The sequence below is a fragment of the Corallococcus sp. AB045 genome, assembly GCF_003668895.1.
Taxonomy (GTDB): Bacteria; Myxococcota; Myxococcia; order Myxococcales; family Myxococcaceae; genus Corallococcus; species Corallococcus coralloides.
Map to the genome: position 1 here is coordinate 21697 of NZ_RAWN01000082.1, position 15078 is coordinate 36774.

Annotated in this window: 10 protein-coding genes; 4 read left to right on the forward strand and 6 right to left on the reverse strand. The window is 69.3% G+C overall.

Annotated elements, in window-relative coordinates; genetic code table 11:
* Positions 1 to 54 precede the first annotated feature (54 nt).
* From gcvP to gcvT, 3 genes are all read right to left on the reverse strand, one after another.
* Complete coding sequence (gene gcvP, locus D7Y21_RS20525; RefSeq protein ID WP_121715202.1) at positions 55 to 2958, reverse strand: aminomethyl-transferring glycine dehydrogenase; 2904 nt, start codon at positions 2956 to 2958, stop codon at positions 55 to 57.
* Between the two features lie 110 nt (positions 2959 to 3068).
* Positions 3069 to 3455 carry a glycine cleavage system protein GcvH gene (gene gcvH / locus D7Y21_RS20530; protein ID WP_120566034.1) on the reverse strand — a complete coding sequence of 129 codons (387 nt, stop codon included), beginning with the start codon at positions 3453 to 3455 and terminating at the stop codon, positions 3069 to 3071.
* Between the two features lie 41 nt (positions 3456 to 3496).
* On the reverse strand, positions 3497 to 4582 hold the full coding sequence (gcvT, locus tag D7Y21_RS20535; protein ID WP_121715204.1) for a glycine cleavage system aminomethyltransferase GcvT: 1086 nt from the start codon (positions 4580 to 4582) through the stop codon (positions 3497 to 3499).
* A 102-nt stretch (positions 4583 to 4684) separates the two neighbouring features.
* On the opposite strand from gcvT, the gene metF reads away from it, so the two are divergent.
* The 4 genes from metF (at position 4685) to D7Y21_RS20555 (ending at position 7420) form a co-directional block, all read left to right on the forward strand.
* The gene (metF, locus tag D7Y21_RS20540; protein WP_120566032.1) at positions 4685 to 5557 is read left to right on the forward strand and encodes a methylenetetrahydrofolate reductase [NAD(P)H]; all 873 of its coding nucleotides are present in this window, start codon (positions 4685 to 4687) and stop codon (positions 5555 to 5557) included.
* Positions 5554 to 5976 (forward strand): hypothetical protein, encoded by a 423-nt coding sequence (locus D7Y21_RS20545; RefSeq protein WP_120566031.1) that lies wholly within the window; start codon positions 5554 to 5556, stop codon positions 5974 to 5976. The genes metF and D7Y21_RS20545 overlap by 4 nt, the downstream gene beginning before the upstream one ends.
* Entirely contained in the window at positions 5973 to 7028 is a 1056-nt protein-coding gene (locus tag D7Y21_RS20550) for a homoserine dehydrogenase (protein ID WP_120566030.1), read from the forward strand. Before D7Y21_RS20545 ends, D7Y21_RS20550 begins: the two co-directional genes overlap by 4 nt.
* Positions 7029 to 7120: 92 nt before the next feature.
* Positions 7121 to 7420 (forward strand): hypothetical protein, encoded by a 300-nt coding sequence (locus D7Y21_RS20555; RefSeq protein WP_147469341.1) that lies wholly within the window; start codon positions 7121 to 7123, stop codon positions 7418 to 7420.
* A gap of 222 nt (positions 7421 to 7642) precedes the next feature.
* Here the strand turns inward: D7Y21_RS20555 and D7Y21_RS43490 are convergent, their stop codons facing one another.
* The 3 genes from D7Y21_RS43490 to D7Y21_RS20570 form a co-directional block, all read right to left on the reverse strand.
* Entirely contained in the window at positions 7643 to 10231 is a 2589-nt protein-coding gene (locus D7Y21_RS43490) for a serine/threonine-protein kinase (protein WP_121715208.1), read from the reverse strand.
* A 48-nt stretch (positions 10232 to 10279) separates the two neighbouring features.
* A complete protein-coding gene (locus D7Y21_RS20565) occupies positions 10280 to 10687 on the reverse strand; it encodes a hypothetical protein (protein WP_121715210.1) in 408 nt (135 codons plus the stop codon).
* A 191-nt stretch (positions 10688 to 10878) separates the two neighbouring features.
* Positions 10879 to 11814 carry an ADP-ribosylglycohydrolase family protein gene (locus D7Y21_RS20570; RefSeq protein WP_121715212.1) on the reverse strand — a complete coding sequence of 312 codons (936 nt, stop codon included), beginning with the start codon at positions 11812 to 11814 and terminating at the stop codon, positions 10879 to 10881.
* Positions 11815 to 15078: the final 3264 nt, after the last annotated feature.

The window sequence follows — 15078 nt, forward strand, 5'->3', positions numbered from 1 at the left end:
CGCCTTCCGATGTGCTGGAAGACGGCCCCGGTGACTGCTGCTGTCGAAGACGGATTAAGCGACCTTCTGCGCGGGAGTGTCGTAGTCCTCGATGGGAGGGCACGAGCACACGAGCTTGCGGTCACCGAGCACGTTGTTCAGGCGCCCCACGGACGGCCAGAACTTGTTGTCGCGGACCCACGGCGTGGGGAACACGGCCTGCTCGCGGGTGTACGGGCGGTTCCACTCCGGCGCGGTGAGCGTGCGCGCGGTGTGCGGCGCGTTCTTCAGGACGTTGTTGTCCTTGGGCACGCGGCCCTCCTCCACGTCGCGGATCTCCTGGCGGATGGCGATCATCGCGTCGCAGAAGCGATCCAACTCCGCCTTGGACTCGGACTCCGTGGGCTCGATCATCAGCGTGCCCGCCACCGGGAACGACACGGTGGGCGCGTGGAAGCCGTAGTCCATGAGGCGCTTGGCCACGTCCTCCACCTCCACGCCCGCGGTCTTCTTGAGCGGGCGCAGGTCCACGATGCACTCGTGGGCCACCCGGCCGCGCTTGCCCCGGTAGAGCACCGGGTAGTGCGGCTGGAGCCGCTCCGCGACGTAGTTGGCGTTGAGGATGGCCATCTTCGTGGCCTGCGTCAGGCCCTCGCCGCCCATCATCTGGATGTACATCCAGGAGATGAGCAGGATGCTCGCGCTGCCCCACGGCGCCGCGGAGATGGCGCCGATGGCGTCCGCCCCGCCCGTCTGGATGACGGGGTGTCCGGGGAGGAACTTCACCAGGTGGGACGCCACGCAGATGGGGCCCATGCCCGGGCCGCCACCGCCGTGCGGGATGCAGAACGTCTTGTGCAGGTTGATGTGGCAGACGTCCGCGCCCACCAGGCCCGGCGCGGTGAGGCCCACCTGCGCGTTGAGGTTGGCGCCGTCCATGTACACCTGGCCGCCGCGCTCGTGGATGGTGGAGCAGATCTCCCGGATCTCCTCCTCGAACACGCCGTGCGTGGACGGGTACGTCACCATCAGCGCGGCGAGCTTGTCCTTGTGCTCGTCCGCCTTGGCGCGCAGGTCCTTCAGGTCGATGTTGCCGTTCTCGTCGCACTTCGTGACGACGACGCGGTAGCCCGCCATCACCGCGGAGGCGGGGTTGGTGCCGTGCGCGGAGGACGGGATGAGGCACACGTCGCGGTGCCCCTGCCCGCGCGCCTGGTGGTAGGCGCGAATCACGAGCAGGCCCGCGTACTCACCCTGGCTGCCCGCGTTGGGCTGCAGCGAGCACCCGGCGAAGCCCGTCACCTGCGACAGCGCGTGCTCCAGCTGTTCGAAGACGACCTTGTAGCCGGCCGCCTGCGAGGTGGGCGCGAACGGGTGCAGCTTGCTGAACTGGGGCCACGTCACCGGGATCATCTCCGCGGTGGCGTTGAGCTTCATGGTGCAGCTGCCCAGCGGAATCATGGAGTGCGTGAGGGACAGGTCCTTCGCCTCCAGCCGGCGCACGTACCGCAGCATCTCCGTCTCGGAGTGGTAGCGGTTGAAGACCGGGTGCGTGAGGTACGCGCTCGAGCGGCGCAGCTCGGGGGCGAGCGGGCTCTCCAGGCCTTCGGCGACCTCGTCCAGGTTCACCGGGGACGCGGACTTGTTCGCGCCCTGGATGAAGGCCGCGAGGATGTCCTCCACGTCCTTGGCGCGCGTCGTCTCGTCCAGCGACAGGCCGAGCGTCTTCTCGTCGATGCGGCGGAAGTTCATCCGCGCGCCTTCCGCGGCGGCCAGCACACCCCGCACCTGCGGGGCCGTCAGCTCCACGCGCAGCGTGTCGAAGAACTGCTCGTGCTTCGGCTTGAAGCCCAGCTTCGCCAGGCCGCGCGACAGCACCACGGTGAGCCCGTGCACGCGCTCCGCGATGGCCTTGAGCCCTTCCGGCCCGTGGTAGACGGCGTACATGCCGGCCATCACGGCCAGCAGCACCTGCGCGGTGCAGATGTTGCTCGTGGCCTTCTCACGGCGGATGTGCTGCTCGCGCGTCTGGAGCGCCATGCGCAGCGCGGGCCGGCCCTGCGAGTCCTCGGACACGCCGATGAGGCGGCCCGGCATCACGCGGGTGTAGGCGTGCTTCGTGGCGAAGTAGGCGGCGTGCGGGCCGCCGTAGCCCAGCGGCACGCCGAAGCGCTGCGCGCTGCCCACCACCACGTCCGCGCCGAACTCGCCGGGCGCCGTGAGCAGCGTCAGGGACAGCAGGTCCGCCGCGACGACGAGCAGGCCGCCCGCCGCGTGCACCTTCTCACCGAAGGCGCGGTAGTCGTGCACCACGCCGTCCGTGGCCGGGTACTGCACCAGCGCGCCGAAGAACTTCTTCTGGGACAGGTCCACCGTGCGGTGGTCGCCCACGACGACCTCCACGCCCAGGGGGATGGCGCGCGTGCGCACCACGTCCACCGTCTGCGGGTGGCAGCCGTCGGAGACGAAGAACGCGCCCCCGTCGCCGTCGCCCTTGGCGTGAATCGCGAGCGCCATGGCCTCCGCCGCGGCGGTGCCTTCATCCAGCATGGAGGCGTTGGCCACTTCCATGCCGGTGAGGTCCGTCACCATCGTCTGGAAGTTGAGCAGCGCTTCCAGCCGGCCCTGGGCGATCTCCGCCTGGTAGGGCGTGTACTGGGTGTACCAGCCCGGGTTCTGGAAGATGTTGCGCAGGATGACGTTGGGGACGTGGGTGTCGCTGTAGCCCATGCCGATGAAGGACCGGAACACCTGGTTCTTCGCGGCGATGGCCTCCAGCTGCGCCAGCACCTCGTTCTCACCCTTGCCCGCGGGCAGCCGCAGGGGCTCCGGGGAGCGGATGACGGACGGCACGGTGGACTCCACGAAGGCGTCCAGCGAGTCCACGCCCAGCGTGGACAGCATCTGCTTCACTTCAGGGGTCTCCGGGCCGATGTGCCGGCCGGCGAAGGACTCCTGGTACTTCCAGTTGAGGGACATGGTCGAAGGGCTCGCGTGAGGTGCGGTAGGAAGTTCGGCGTCCGAGCGGGCTCGGCACTCCATGGAGCGTCTCTAACAACCGGGACGCCCGACTTCTTGCGCGCGCGGAACTACTCCTTGATGAGCTTCTCGTAGGCGGCGGCGTCCAGCAGGTTGCTCAGCTGCCCGGCGTCCGAGAGCTCGATCTCCACGATCCACCCGTCGCCGTACGGGTCCGTGTTGATGTTCTCCGGCTCCCCCACGAGCTCGTCGTTCACCTTCACCACCTTGCCGGAGATGGGTGCGAACAGATCCGACACGGCCTTGACGGACTCGACGGCGCCGAACGAGCCGCCGGCCTTCACCTCGGCGCCCAGCTTGGGCAGCTCCACGTAGACGATGTCGCCCAGCGTCTGCTGGGCGTGGTGGGTGATGCCCACCGTCACGATCTTGCCCGAGACGCGGGCCCACTCGTGCTCCTCGGTGTACTTCAGGTCCTGCGGGACGTTGTCGGACATGGGGATTTCAGCTCCTCACAACAGGTGTGGAAGAAAGGGAATCAGGACTTCTTGAGGAAGGGGGTCTTCACGACGACGGCGGGCACGGCGCGTCCGCGGATGTCCACGTCGAAGGTGGAGCCCTCGGCGGCGAGGTTCGCCGGCACGTAGGCCATGCCGATGGACTTCTTCACCGTGGGGCCCATGGTGCCGCTCGTGACCTCACCCACGCGCTCGCCGTTCTTGAGGACGGGGTAGCCGTGGCGGGGGATGCCCTTGTCGGTGAGCTCGAAGCCCACCAGCTTGCGCGGCACGCCCGCGGCCTTCTGCGCGGCGAGCGCGTCCTTGCCGATGAAGCCGCCCGCCTTGTCCAGCTTGACGATCCACCCCAGGCCCGCCTCCAGGGCGGTGTGCGAGTCGTCGATGTCGTTGCCGTACAGCGCGTACTTCATCTCCGTGCGCAGCGAGTCGCGCGCGCCCAGGCCGCAGGGCTTCACGCCGTCCGGCTGCCCGGCCTCCAGGAGCGCGTCCCAGAGCTTCACGGCATCACCAGCGGCGCAGTACAGCTCGAAGCCGTCCTCACCGGTGTAGCCCGTGCGGGAGATGATGGCCTTCACGCCGGCGACTTCGCCTTCCGTGAAGCGGTAGGTGCCCACCTGGGACAGGTCCGCCTTCGTCAAGCGCTGCACCAGCCCCACGGCCTTGGGGCCCTGGACGGCGATCTGCGCGTAGTCGTCGCTCTTGTCCACGGGCTTGACGCCCTCCGCGCGCGCGTTCATCCAGGCGAAGTCCTTCTCGCGGTTGCTGGAGTTGACGCAGATGAGGATGCGCTCGGGGCTGAAGCGGTAGGCGACGACGTCATCCACGAAGCCGCCCAGGTCGTTGAGCAGGCCCGCGTAGACGGCCTGACCGTCCTGGATACGGGAGAGGTCGTTGGAGATGAGCCGGTTCACGGTCTCCAGGGCGCCCGGGCCGGTGAACTCGATTTCTCCCATGTGGGAGACGTCGAAGAGGCCGACGGCGGTGCGCACGGCCTCGTGCTCGGCGATGAGGCCCGAGTACTGCACCGGCATGTCCCAGCCGGCGAAGTCGACCATGCGGGCCCCAAGCTTGCGGTGGGCCTCGTTGAGGGGCGTACGCCGGGTCATTGACTTCTCCAGGGTGGGCAGGGGGTGGCGAAACGGCGCGGACTATAGCGGCGCACCTTCTCCGATCAAGGCCGACGCGGAAGGGACTAAACTCCTCCCGACATGAAGATTCGCAACTGCCTCAACCCTTCCAAGCCGAGCTTCTCCTTCGAGTTTTTTCCTCCCAAGACGGACGCGGGCGTGGCCTCGCTCCTGCGCACGCTGGAGGAGCTTGCGCCGCTGGAGCCGGGGTTCGTGTCGGTGACATACGGGGCGGGCGGGAGCACGCGCGACCGGACGGTGGACCTGGTCACGCACATCAAGCAGCAGACCGGCATCGAGGCGATGGCGCACCTGACGTGCGTGGGACACACCCGCGACGAGCTTCGTGACGTGCTGCGCCGGCTCGACGCGGCAGGCATCGAGAACGTGCTCCTCCTGCGCGGGGACCCGCCCCAGGGGCAGACGGCGTTCGAGCCGGTGCCCGGGGGCTTCCGCTACGCGGAGGAGTTGGTCCGATTCGTCCGAGAAGAGGATTTCAACTTCTGCCTGGGGGGTGCGTGCTATCCGGAGGGGCACGTGGAGACGGCGTCGCGCGAGGACGACCTCAAGCACCTGAAGGCCAAGGTGGATGCGGGGATGGACTTCGTGGTGACGCAGCTCTTCTTCGACAACGCCTTCTATTTCGACTTCGTGGAGCGGGCGCGACGGGCGGGCATCAACGTCCCCATCGTTCCCGGCATCATGCCCATCACCAACTACGAGCAGGTCCAGCGCTTCACGCGCATGTGTGGCGCGACAGTGCCCATGCGTCTGGCGTTGCAGATGGAGCGCGTGAAGGATCAGCCGGATGCCGTCGTGCAGCTGGGCGTGGCGCACGCCACGGTGCAGTGCATGGAGCTGCTGTCGCGCGGCGTGCCGGGCATCCACTTCTATACGCTGAACAAGTCTCCCGCGACGCGGATGATCGTGGGCGCGCTGAAGGGGCGGTCATGAGCGGTCCTGGTCCTCAGCTGACGCCGGGTGACCCGCGCATCCAGATCTTCCAGATCGTGCGCTTCCCGGCGTTCTTCCTGCTCATCGTGGGCGTGCTGCACGTCACCTTCAGCCTGCTCGGCGGCGTGCTGGCGGCGCTGAAGGTGGCGTCGCCCTTCTCGACGCCGGGGCAGGCGCCGGTGGTGCTGGAGTTCACGACGGGCTTCTCGCTGGCCATCCTGGGCGGGATCCTCTGTGGGGTGCTCGCCGTCTGGGGCGCGTGGAACGCGATGAACCTCAAGGGGTACGGCCTGGCGACGGTGGGCGCCATCTGCGCGATGTACACGCTGACGCCCGGCTGTTTCATTGGCGTGCCGGTGGCGGTGTGGATGCTCTTCACGCTGCGCCGTGACGGCGTGCGCGAGGCCTTCGCACCATGAACCCGCGCGCCGTCCGCACGGTGCGCTTCCTGCTCACGGGCCTTGGGAACGTGGGCGTGCCGCTGCTGGAGATCCTCCAGTCGCGCGCGTCGCTGTTGATGGAGCGCTACCGGCTGGAGCTGTTGCCGGTGGGGCTGGCGGACTCGGGCGGCGCGGCGGTGTCGCCGAACGGGTTGGACATCGGGGCGGTGCTGGCGGTGAAGCGGGCGCGGCACTCCGTGGCGTCGCTGCCGGTGGTGGGGCGTCCGGGGATGAGCGGGCGCGACCTGGTGCGACAGGTGAAGGCGGACCTCCTGCTGGAGGCCACGCCCACGAGCTTCCAGGACGGGCAGCCCGGCCTGGACATCACGCGGGATGCGCTGTCGCTAGGCATGGCGGCGGTGCTCGCGAGCAAGGGGCCGCTGGTGCTGGGGTTCCAGGAGCTGGCGGGCTTGAGCGACCTGGAGTCGCCGGGCCGCCCTCCCCTGCGCTTCAGCGCGGCGGTGGGCGCGTCAATGCCGCTGGTGAACGTGGGCCGCCGGGACCTGGCGCTGGGGAAGCTGGGCCGCTTCGAGGGCGTGCTCAACAGCACCAGCCACCTGCTGCTGTGCCGCATGGCGGAGGGCCGGACGTACGAGGCCGCGCTGGCGGAGGCGCAGGCGCTGGGCATCGCGGAGACAGACCCCACGCTGGACGTGGACGGTTGGGACACGGCGGGCAAGCTGGTCATCCTGGCCAACGCGGTGATGCGCGTGCCCACGACGCTGAAGGACGTGTCCGTGACGGGCATGCGCGGCGTGACGCGCGCGGAGCTGGACGCGGCGAAGGCGAAGGGCGGCCAGGTGCTGCTGCTGGCGCGCGGCGAGCCCGTGGGCTCGGAGCGGTGGGAGTGGAGCGTGCGGCCCACCGCCGTGGACGCGTCCCATCCCCTGGCACGGCTGGGCGCGATGGAGATGGGCGCGGTGTTCCGCAGCGACCTGCACGGCGTGAACACCGTCATCAATGGTGAGCAGGGCGCCCGGGGCACGGGCGCGGCGATGCTGAAGGACGTGCTGGAGATCTTCCCGGACTGAGGGGCGGGGCATCACGGGCCACGGAGCGGATGTGCGAAGCTCCTGGGTCCCACCGGCGTGGATCCGACACGCCGTTCCCCCCGAGGTACACCATGAAGCTGATGCGACGCGCCGTCCTCCCGAAGATGGCTTCCCTCCTGATGCTGTTCGCGGCGCCCGCCTTCGCGGCGGAAGACACCCAGGTTTCCTCGGTGCAGGCGCCCGTCGAGGAGGGCGATACGTGCTCCGTCTGCGGCCCTGCCCCCTGCTGCGTGGTGCTCTGGACCGCGTGGTGCGGCTGCCCGTTCGCCAGCACCGCCAGCGTCGTGGACGAAGCCCCCGCGGAGGAGCTCCTCGCGTGTGCGCCCCAGAGCCAGCCGCGGACGGCTTCCGAGCAGGGCCAGGCGCTGTAGTTCCTGTCCGCGCGGCCCCCGGACGGAACAGGTCCGGGGGCATGGCATCTCATCCGCGCGTCGCGGCCAGGGTGGTGGTCTAGCGTGTCGCTCGGGTCCGCGAGCATCGTGGGCGTACCGAGACCCAGTCGTCGCAAGGCCGCGCGGGTCTGGACCTCCACGTCGAACCCGTCACCGTCCGCCGCCAGCCGGGTCATCGACGCCAGTCAGCGGCAGACGACATCAGTGGGGGCGCTCCGTGACGCGGAGGGGTGGCGCCACGCCCACGGCATTCCGACGGATTGGGCTCTCCGCTGAGCGGCCTGAGGCGTCTGCGTCGCCAGGACGCCCATCACCCTCGCGTCCCCCTCCTGGCCGTCTCGGCTCAACCCGCTCGCGGTCGTTCACCTCGACGCCTCCACCCGAGAGCAGCCTGGGAGCCACCACTCCGACCCCAACAACAACCACGAGCCCGATGACGCCCATGACCACCCACTTGAGCGGCGAGGGCCCGGAGGTGGCGGGTCTCGCCCGGGCCCTGGCCGGAGCCCCGGCGGGCCGGGCCGCGAGGGCTGGGCTGGTGCCGGCGGTCGCGGCGGGCCCTCGAGCCAGGCCTCTGCGCGGCACGGTTCCATGCGGTCCGGCACCCGGCCGGGGGCGCGGGTCCGCGTGCACACGAGGCGAACCGCCAGAGCCCGTGCGCAGCGGTTCTCCCATGCTCGGGAGCGCGCCCATGAACGGACCGTCCCGGGTGGGTCCGAACTCCGCGAGCCAGTCGCCCAGCGAGGCCTTGAAGAACCGGGCCACGGCCGCCGCCGACGAGTTGAGCCGGTGGTGTTCCATCACCGCCTCGATCTCCTCGCGCATGGCCGCTGCGGATGGCGTGCGACGCGCAGGATCCTTCACGAGTGCGCGCAGGATGAGCTCCGACACATCCCGGGGGATGCCCGGCTCGAGTTGCGACGGCACGGGCGCCGGCTCCCGCACGATGGCGCTGAGCGTGGCCGCGTTGTTGTCGCGCTTGAAGGGCGCCTGGCCGGTGAGCAGTTCGAAGAGAACCACGCCCAGGGCAAACACGTCATTGCGCGCGTCCAGGGGCTGGCCCACGACGGCCTCGGGGGAGAGATAGGCGATCTTCCCCTTGAGCACACCCGCCTGGGTGTTCCCCTCGCCCTGCACCTTGGCGATGCCGAAGTCGCTCAGCTTGATGGCGCCGTCGAGCGAGACAAGGACGTTGTGGGGACTCACGTCGCGGTGCACCACGGGATGGGGCACACCGGCCGGGTCCACGTAGCTGTGCGCGTAGTGCAGGCCCGCGGCGGTCTCGGCGACGATGCGCAGCGCGTGCTCGATGGGCAGGACGATTCCCTTGCGCCGCAGCTCGTTCATCAACCTCTGGAGATCCGGGCCGCGCACGTACTCCATGAGGATGCACGCCGCGCCGTCGTTCATGCCCACGTCGAACGTCTGCACGATGTTGGGGTGCGTGAGGCGCGCATTGGCACGCGCCTCGGCGAAGAGCATGTCGACGAACTCCGCGTTCTCCGCGAGCTGCGGGAGGAGCTTCTTCATCACCACGAAACTCTCGAACCCCTTCACGCCCACCCGTCTGGCGAGGAACACCCCGGCCATGCCGCCCTGCCCCAACCGGCGGATGATCTGCACCCGGGTAGCTCCTCCCATGGAGCCGCCGAGGTCCGGGCTATCACTCCTGGCGTTCGGCGCCAGGTGAAGGGGGCCGAACAGGCACTGGCTGAGGGCCCGCGGCTCGAGCGCCTCGATGTCTTCCAGCGGCTGCTTTACCAGCGACGAGCGGCGCAGCAGCGGCACCCACTGGGGAAGGGACGGCAGGCGCGCGGTCCCGCCGCAGACGGGGCACTCTCGATCGAGGCTGTCATTGGCGCGCAGCCTGGACAGGTACTCGGAGGCCAGGGCGCGTTGGTGATGCGAGTGGCCGCAGTCGCGACACTCGCACGGCAACCACAACGTGCCGATCCGCGCGGTGAGCTGTTGGGTGAAGCGCGTCAGCGCGCCCAGCACCGGCGGTGGCACCCGGCACAGCACCACCTTGGCGCCCTGCGCCGCCGTGGCCAGCACCTGCTCCAGTTTGGGAACCGCCTGGGGCTCCACTCGGGTGACATGGGAGAAGTCGAAGGCGACGCGCCCGTCCAGGCCCGAGGCCAACCGTCGCACGTTCAGGCTCCCCTTCAGCTCGCTGGCCAGGGTGATGTACGTGATGTCGTCCTGGAGAATCTTCAGGGGCGTGGGGAGCGAGAAGGACGCGCCCGGCGTGGCTGCGCGCAGGTAGCCCATCACCACCGGCTCCACCGTGCCGGGCTGCTGATGCCTCACGGAGTCGAAGAACTCGCTCGGCTGCTCCGCGAACTCCAGCGTGCCGGCGCACACCGGGCAGGCATGCTCGGGGACCCGGCCCTCGGCGAGGCTGGGAGCCTCCGACCGGAGATCCACCAGGCGCAACCGGCCCTTGCCGCAGGCGCGGCACGCGAAGGGTGCCAGCACCGACAGCACCCGCGACACGCCGGCGAAGCCTTCCACCATGTTGAGCTGGTCCACCATCACCGGTGGCGCGTTGACCACGGAGAGCGACAGGCCTCCCGGAGGCAGCTTGCTGACGAACTCCACCCACCTCCGCACGCCGAAGGAGCTGATTCGCTCCACCCGGCCGAGGTCGACGATGATGAACCCATCCAGGTCTGGCGAGGACGACGTCAGCGGGAACGTCTCATCGATGACGCCAGCAATGTGGATGTGGTTGATGGGACCCACGCGCACGCGGCGGATTCTGGCATTGGAACCTTGCTGTGTTTTCATCGTTCCGCTCCTCCTGCCGATCAGCTCCATGGGTCACCATCCGAAGGCTCAAATGCGCTGGTCCGCGATGGCGCGCTGCTTGTAGGCGTTGATGGCGGAGCTCGCGCCCAGGGAGAGCCCCTTGCCCTTGCCGCTCAGCGACGTCGCCAGAGCCAACCCACCGGTTTTGATGGCCGAGGGGTCAGGCTGCCCATACCCGGCCTCGGGGGCGTTTGGCATGCCGTCCCAGAGCGCCGCCGTGTCGTGGGCCGCGCGCCAGGACGTGTCCGCGGTCTTCTTGGCCGTCGTCGCGTCCTGATGCGCCTTCTGCTGCCCCACCGCCGCGTCTTCGCGCCGCCGCTGGGCCACCTTCTGGAAGTCCTTGGCGGCCTTCACCTTCGGCTCGACCTGGGGCGCCTCCGATTTGGGCGGCGGCGGCGGAACGACGACCGGCTTCTTCTCATCGACGCGAGCCATGGGGAACTCCGGTGGGCGGGCATACGCATGCCCGGAGGTACACGTGGGTCCAGTGGGGTGGACGGAACCGCCAGGTCAGCGGGAGGCGGCTCGGGTCATCCCCGAGCTCTCAGGGGAAAAGAGGCAATGGCCCGGCCCGCATCCCAAGAAATCCTTCGAGTGCCGCGTGGCCCCACAATCCCAGTGACGTCTCAGCCCAGCGACTTCATGAGCCGCTCCAGGAGCGGGTCCACGAGCTCCTGCCCGCGCAGCTGCGAACGCCAGCGGTGCGGAATCCCGTTCAGGCCGAAGATGAGGCCCGCGATGCCTCCCGCCACGCAGGCGGTCGTGTCCGTGTCGTGGCCCAGCCGGATGGCGGCTTTGACGACCTCTTCGTAGGTCTTCCCGTTCGCCACGCAAGCGCGTGCGGAGCGCAGGCAGTCCACGACGTAGCCGCCGCCCGTTCCCGGTGCCGGGTCGTCCGGGCGGATGTGGGCTTCCAACTCCTCCCGTTGCGGGAAGCCTTCCACGTACAGGTCCCGGAAGGTGGCCACGGCTTCGGCCCAGGGGTCCGCCGCGCCCTCCAGGATGCGGCGGGCCCAGAGGCAATACAGCGCGCAGCACACCTGGGCGCGCACATGGCCATGTGTCACGCGAGACTGGGCCATGGCATCCGAGACGAGCGCCGCGTCCTTGCCCTGGTGCCACAACGCCAGGGGTAGCACGCGCATCAGCGAGCCATTGCCGTTGTCCATGGTGCCGTTGGGGCCGGCGAGCATTGCCGGGGTGCCGTCGCGCAACCGGCGCAGGGCCGTGCTGGTCTGGATGCCCACGTCGAACACGTCGCCGTCCACGGCGAGGTAGCCCCAATCCTGCCAGTTCACCAGCCGCCGGCCCAGGTCCTCGCAGTCGAGCCGCTTCTGATACGTCAGTGAGTCCAGCAGGCACAGCGCGTGGGCACCGTCGTCCGACCACGTACCCGGGGGGACGCGGTCATGCGCGCGGTCGAAGCCCGGCGGTGGGTCGTATTCGATGGCCTCGGGAGATGGAATCATCTCCGGCCGGTGGAACTCATAGGGGACGCCCAACGCATCACCGATGAGCAACCCATACAGTCCTCCCCCAATGCGCTCCTCGCGGTTCATCATTCCCCCATCTCCCAGGTCCGTGAGCCGAACTTGGTGTACCAATAACACCATCCTAGTAAAGGCTGAAGGCTCGCGCGACGTCCACGGTTCATGCGAAGCTCTCGCGCCCTTCTTTCTCGGGCCTGGCTTCCCCATCCTCACGAGAGGCGCTCCGGATGCGTCGGCTCCCCCTGCTGCTTGTCCTTGGCTTGTCTGTCCTGACCGCCTGCTCCACCGTGGAGCCCGAGGCGCCGGATGAGCCCGAGATGTTTGGCGAAACCTCGCGGGCGCAGTCCTCGCTGGTGCAACAGGATTACAACTTCGAGTTGAGGTGGGACGGCGCGGCGAAGTGCCCCACCTGCCAGTACACGTCCTACGCCTGCTCGGACAACACCGGAAACTGGAACGGTGGGGTCCGGAGCTTCACGGATCCCGTCAAGACCGGTTGGGTGGTGATGTCCGTCACGGCGGAAGTCTTCGGCCGTGGCTACGACGGCGGGTTCACGACCGTCCTGCTGAACGGCCATGAACTGGGGACCTTCGGCATGGCCCCGGATCCCTTCCGGAGGTGCATTGGCTGCGAGTCGCCCGAGGTCGAGTCCAGGACGAACGACCCCACGGGGGTTCCCGGCTATCGATACAACGCCATCAATACACTCACGCTGAGGCCGGAGCGGACCAACTGCTACGCCGCCGCCAGGATCCGCCTGAAGACGGGGCGGCCCGTGCTCAAGGTCAATCCAGAGAGCCTGTCCTTCGGCTCGATCGCGGTGGGCACCTCCGCCGCCCAGAAGGTGAGGCTGACCAACGAGGGCGTCGTCCCGCTCGTCATCGACTCCATGTCGGTTCCCCTCCCCTTCAAGCTGACGCCGGTGTCCCTGCCCTTCACCCTCATGAATGGCGCGAGCCTGGACGTGACCGTGACGTACGCGCCCACGGCCGACCGCGTGGACTCCGGAATCCTGAGCCTGCTGAGCAGCGACCCCGACAGGGGCTCCCTGCCCATCAAGCTCACGGGGACGGGCGGCGCCCCGAAGCTCGAGCTCGCGCCGGCCGCGCTCGACTTCGGCGCCGTGCGCGTGGGCACGAGCAGCAGCCTGCTCCTCCAGGTGAAGAACGTGGGGAGCCTGCCGCTCACGATTCCCGCCGTGCTGACGCAGGCTCCCTTCACCGTGAGCGGCCTGCCTTCGGGGGGCAGCGTGGTGCAGCCAGGGACGGTCCTCCCGCTCACGGTGACCTTCACGGCGACGGCGGGGGTGTCATCCCTGCCGATGTACATCCAGGCCCAGGGGTCCGCCACGCCGCTCGCGGAGGTCTCTCTGCATGGCACGGGCATCGAACCCGCCATCGTCGTGGCGGCGACCTCGCTGGACTTCGGTGTGCACACCGCGGGGGTCGACCCTGTTCGCAAGACGCTGGCGGTCAGCAACAGCGGCCTGGACGACCTCATCCTCACCGCCTTCGACGTCGAGGCGCCGTTCACGGTGGAGTCCGGCCTTCCGCTGACCATCAAGGCCCGGGAACAGGCGAACCTGACAGTGGCCTACGCCCCGGGGACGGACCGCGCCGCGAAGGACCTCATCCTGCGAAGCAATGATCCGCGCACCCCGGCCGTGAAGGTGGCGCTCACCGGCACGGGCGTGGAGATCCCCGCGCTCAAGGTCACCGCGCCCGATGGCGGCACGGCGCTGGAGTTCGGCTCGCGCGAGGTCAACTCCGTGAGCGCGCCCCAGGCGTTGACGCTCAAGAACGAAGGTGCCGGAACGCTCGTGGTGGAGCCCATCCAGGCGCCCACGGGCTTCGCCGTGACCCCCGCGGGACGGTTCAGCCTGGCCCCCGGTGCCACGACCCAGGTCCAGGTGACCTTCGAGCCTCCGCATATCGCCCAGTTCGCGCAGGAGCTGATGCTGAGCGCGGACGGCCCGGGTGGCTCCATCCGGACCGTGCTGCTCAGCGGACAAGGCGTCGAGGGAAAGCTGACCGCCACCCCCTCGGCGCTGTCCTTCGCACGGACGGAGGTGGGGAACAGCAGCAAGGCGGTGCAGGTGACGTTCGTCAATTCGGGGACGGACACGCTCACCCTCAGCACCATCGCGGTGGCGGGGCCGTTCTCGGTGGTGCTTCCGAAGCTGCCGAAGGAACTCACGCCGCGCGACGCCTTCACCATGGAGGTCACCTTCATCCCGGTCGAGGACGGCGCCACGACCGGCGTGCTCCGTGTGTTCTCGAACGCGCCGTCGTCTCCCACGGTGGTGAAGCTGGACGGAGAGGGGCTCCAGGCCGTCGGCCGGATGGCGAGCGACGTGATGGAGTTCGGCGGCCAGCGGTTGGGGGGCCTGAGCCCGCCCCGGGAGTTCGCGCTGTTCAACATGGGGAGCGAGTCGCTGAACGTGACAGCGGTGAACGTGAGCGGCCCGTTCCAGGTTTCAGGGCTCAACGTGGGCACCAGCGTGCCGCCGCTCGGAAACCGCACGTTCCAGGTCAGCTACAAGCCCACCGAGGCCACCGCGGAGAACGGTGTGCTGGAGGTCCAGAGCAACGCGCCGCGCGCCGCCCAGGTGACGCTGCGGGGCACGGGGACCACTGCCTCGATGGAAACCTCCGTGACGGCGCTGACCTTCGGTTCCCAGTTCCTCGGGGAGGCCTCGCAGCGCGTCGTGGAGTTGCGCAACACCGGCACGAGCCCTGTCACCATCACGGGACTGGATCCGGTGGACGGGTTCTCCCTGTCGGGGCTCCCGCTGCCCCATGTCGTGGGGCCCGGCACCAGCCATCCCTTCTACGTCGTCTTCGAGCCGCCGCGGCCGGGCGATTACGCAGGGTCGCTCGCGGTGCGGCACGATGCGTCCTCCACGCCGCTGATGATCACGGTGCAGGGGGCCGGCGTGGCACAGGGGCTGACGGTGACGCCCGGAGCCATCGTGTTCGGCAACCAGCGGGTGGACGCCACCAGCCAGCCCCTTTCGTTGGAGCTCGTCAACACGGGCAACGTGCCCGTCACCGTGGCGGTGACCTCCTCCGATGCCGCGTTCCGCGTGGACGCGAGCGCGGTGAGCGGTGCCATCGCGGCCGGTGGCCGCGCCTCCGTCCCGGTGACGTTCCATCCGACGCGCACGGGCACGGTGCGCGGCGAGGTCCGCGTGGTGCCGAGCGGAGGCGGACTGGGCCATACGGTCGTTCCCGTGGAGGGGATTGGCGAGGCCGTCACCGTGGAGGGCAGCGGCTGCGCGGTGGGCGGGAGCGGCGGGGTCTGGGTGCTGGCGGCGCTGTCTCTTATACACATCT

Coding starts and splice junctions, on each gene's coding strand:
- gcvP (WP_121715202.1), bottom strand. CDS start 2,958: ATGTCCCTCAACTGGAAGTACCAGGAGTCCTTCGCCGGCCGGCACATC.
- gcvH (WP_120566034.1), bottom strand. CDS start 3,455: ATGTCCGACAACGTCCCGCAGGACCTGAAGTACACCGAGGAGCACGAG.
- gcvT (WP_121715204.1), bottom strand. CDS start 4,582: ATGACCCGGCGTACGCCCCTCAACGAGGCCCACCGCAAGCTTGGGGCC.
- metF (WP_120566032.1), top strand. CDS start 4,685: ATGAAGATTCGCAACTGCCTCAACCCTTCCAAGCCGAGCTTCTCCTTC.
- D7Y21_RS20545 (WP_120566031.1), top strand. CDS start 5,554: ATGAGCGGTCCTGGTCCTCAGCTGACGCCGGGTGACCCGCGCATCCAG.
- D7Y21_RS20550 (WP_120566030.1), top strand. CDS start 5,973: ATGAACCCGCGCGCCGTCCGCACGGTGCGCTTCCTGCTCACGGGCCTT.
- D7Y21_RS20555 (WP_147469341.1), top strand. CDS start 7,121: ATGAAGCTGATGCGACGCGCCGTCCTCCCGAAGATGGCTTCCCTCCTG.
- D7Y21_RS43490 (WP_121715208.1), bottom strand. CDS start 10,231: ATGAAAACACAGCAAGGTTCCAATGCCAGAATCCGCCGCGTGCGCGTG.
- D7Y21_RS20565 (WP_121715210.1), bottom strand. CDS start 10,687: ATGGCTCGCGTCGATGAGAAGAAGCCGGTCGTCGTTCCGCCGCCGCCG.
- D7Y21_RS20570 (WP_121715212.1), bottom strand. CDS start 11,814: ATGATGAACCGCGAGGAGCGCATTGGGGGAGGACTGTATGGGTTGCTC.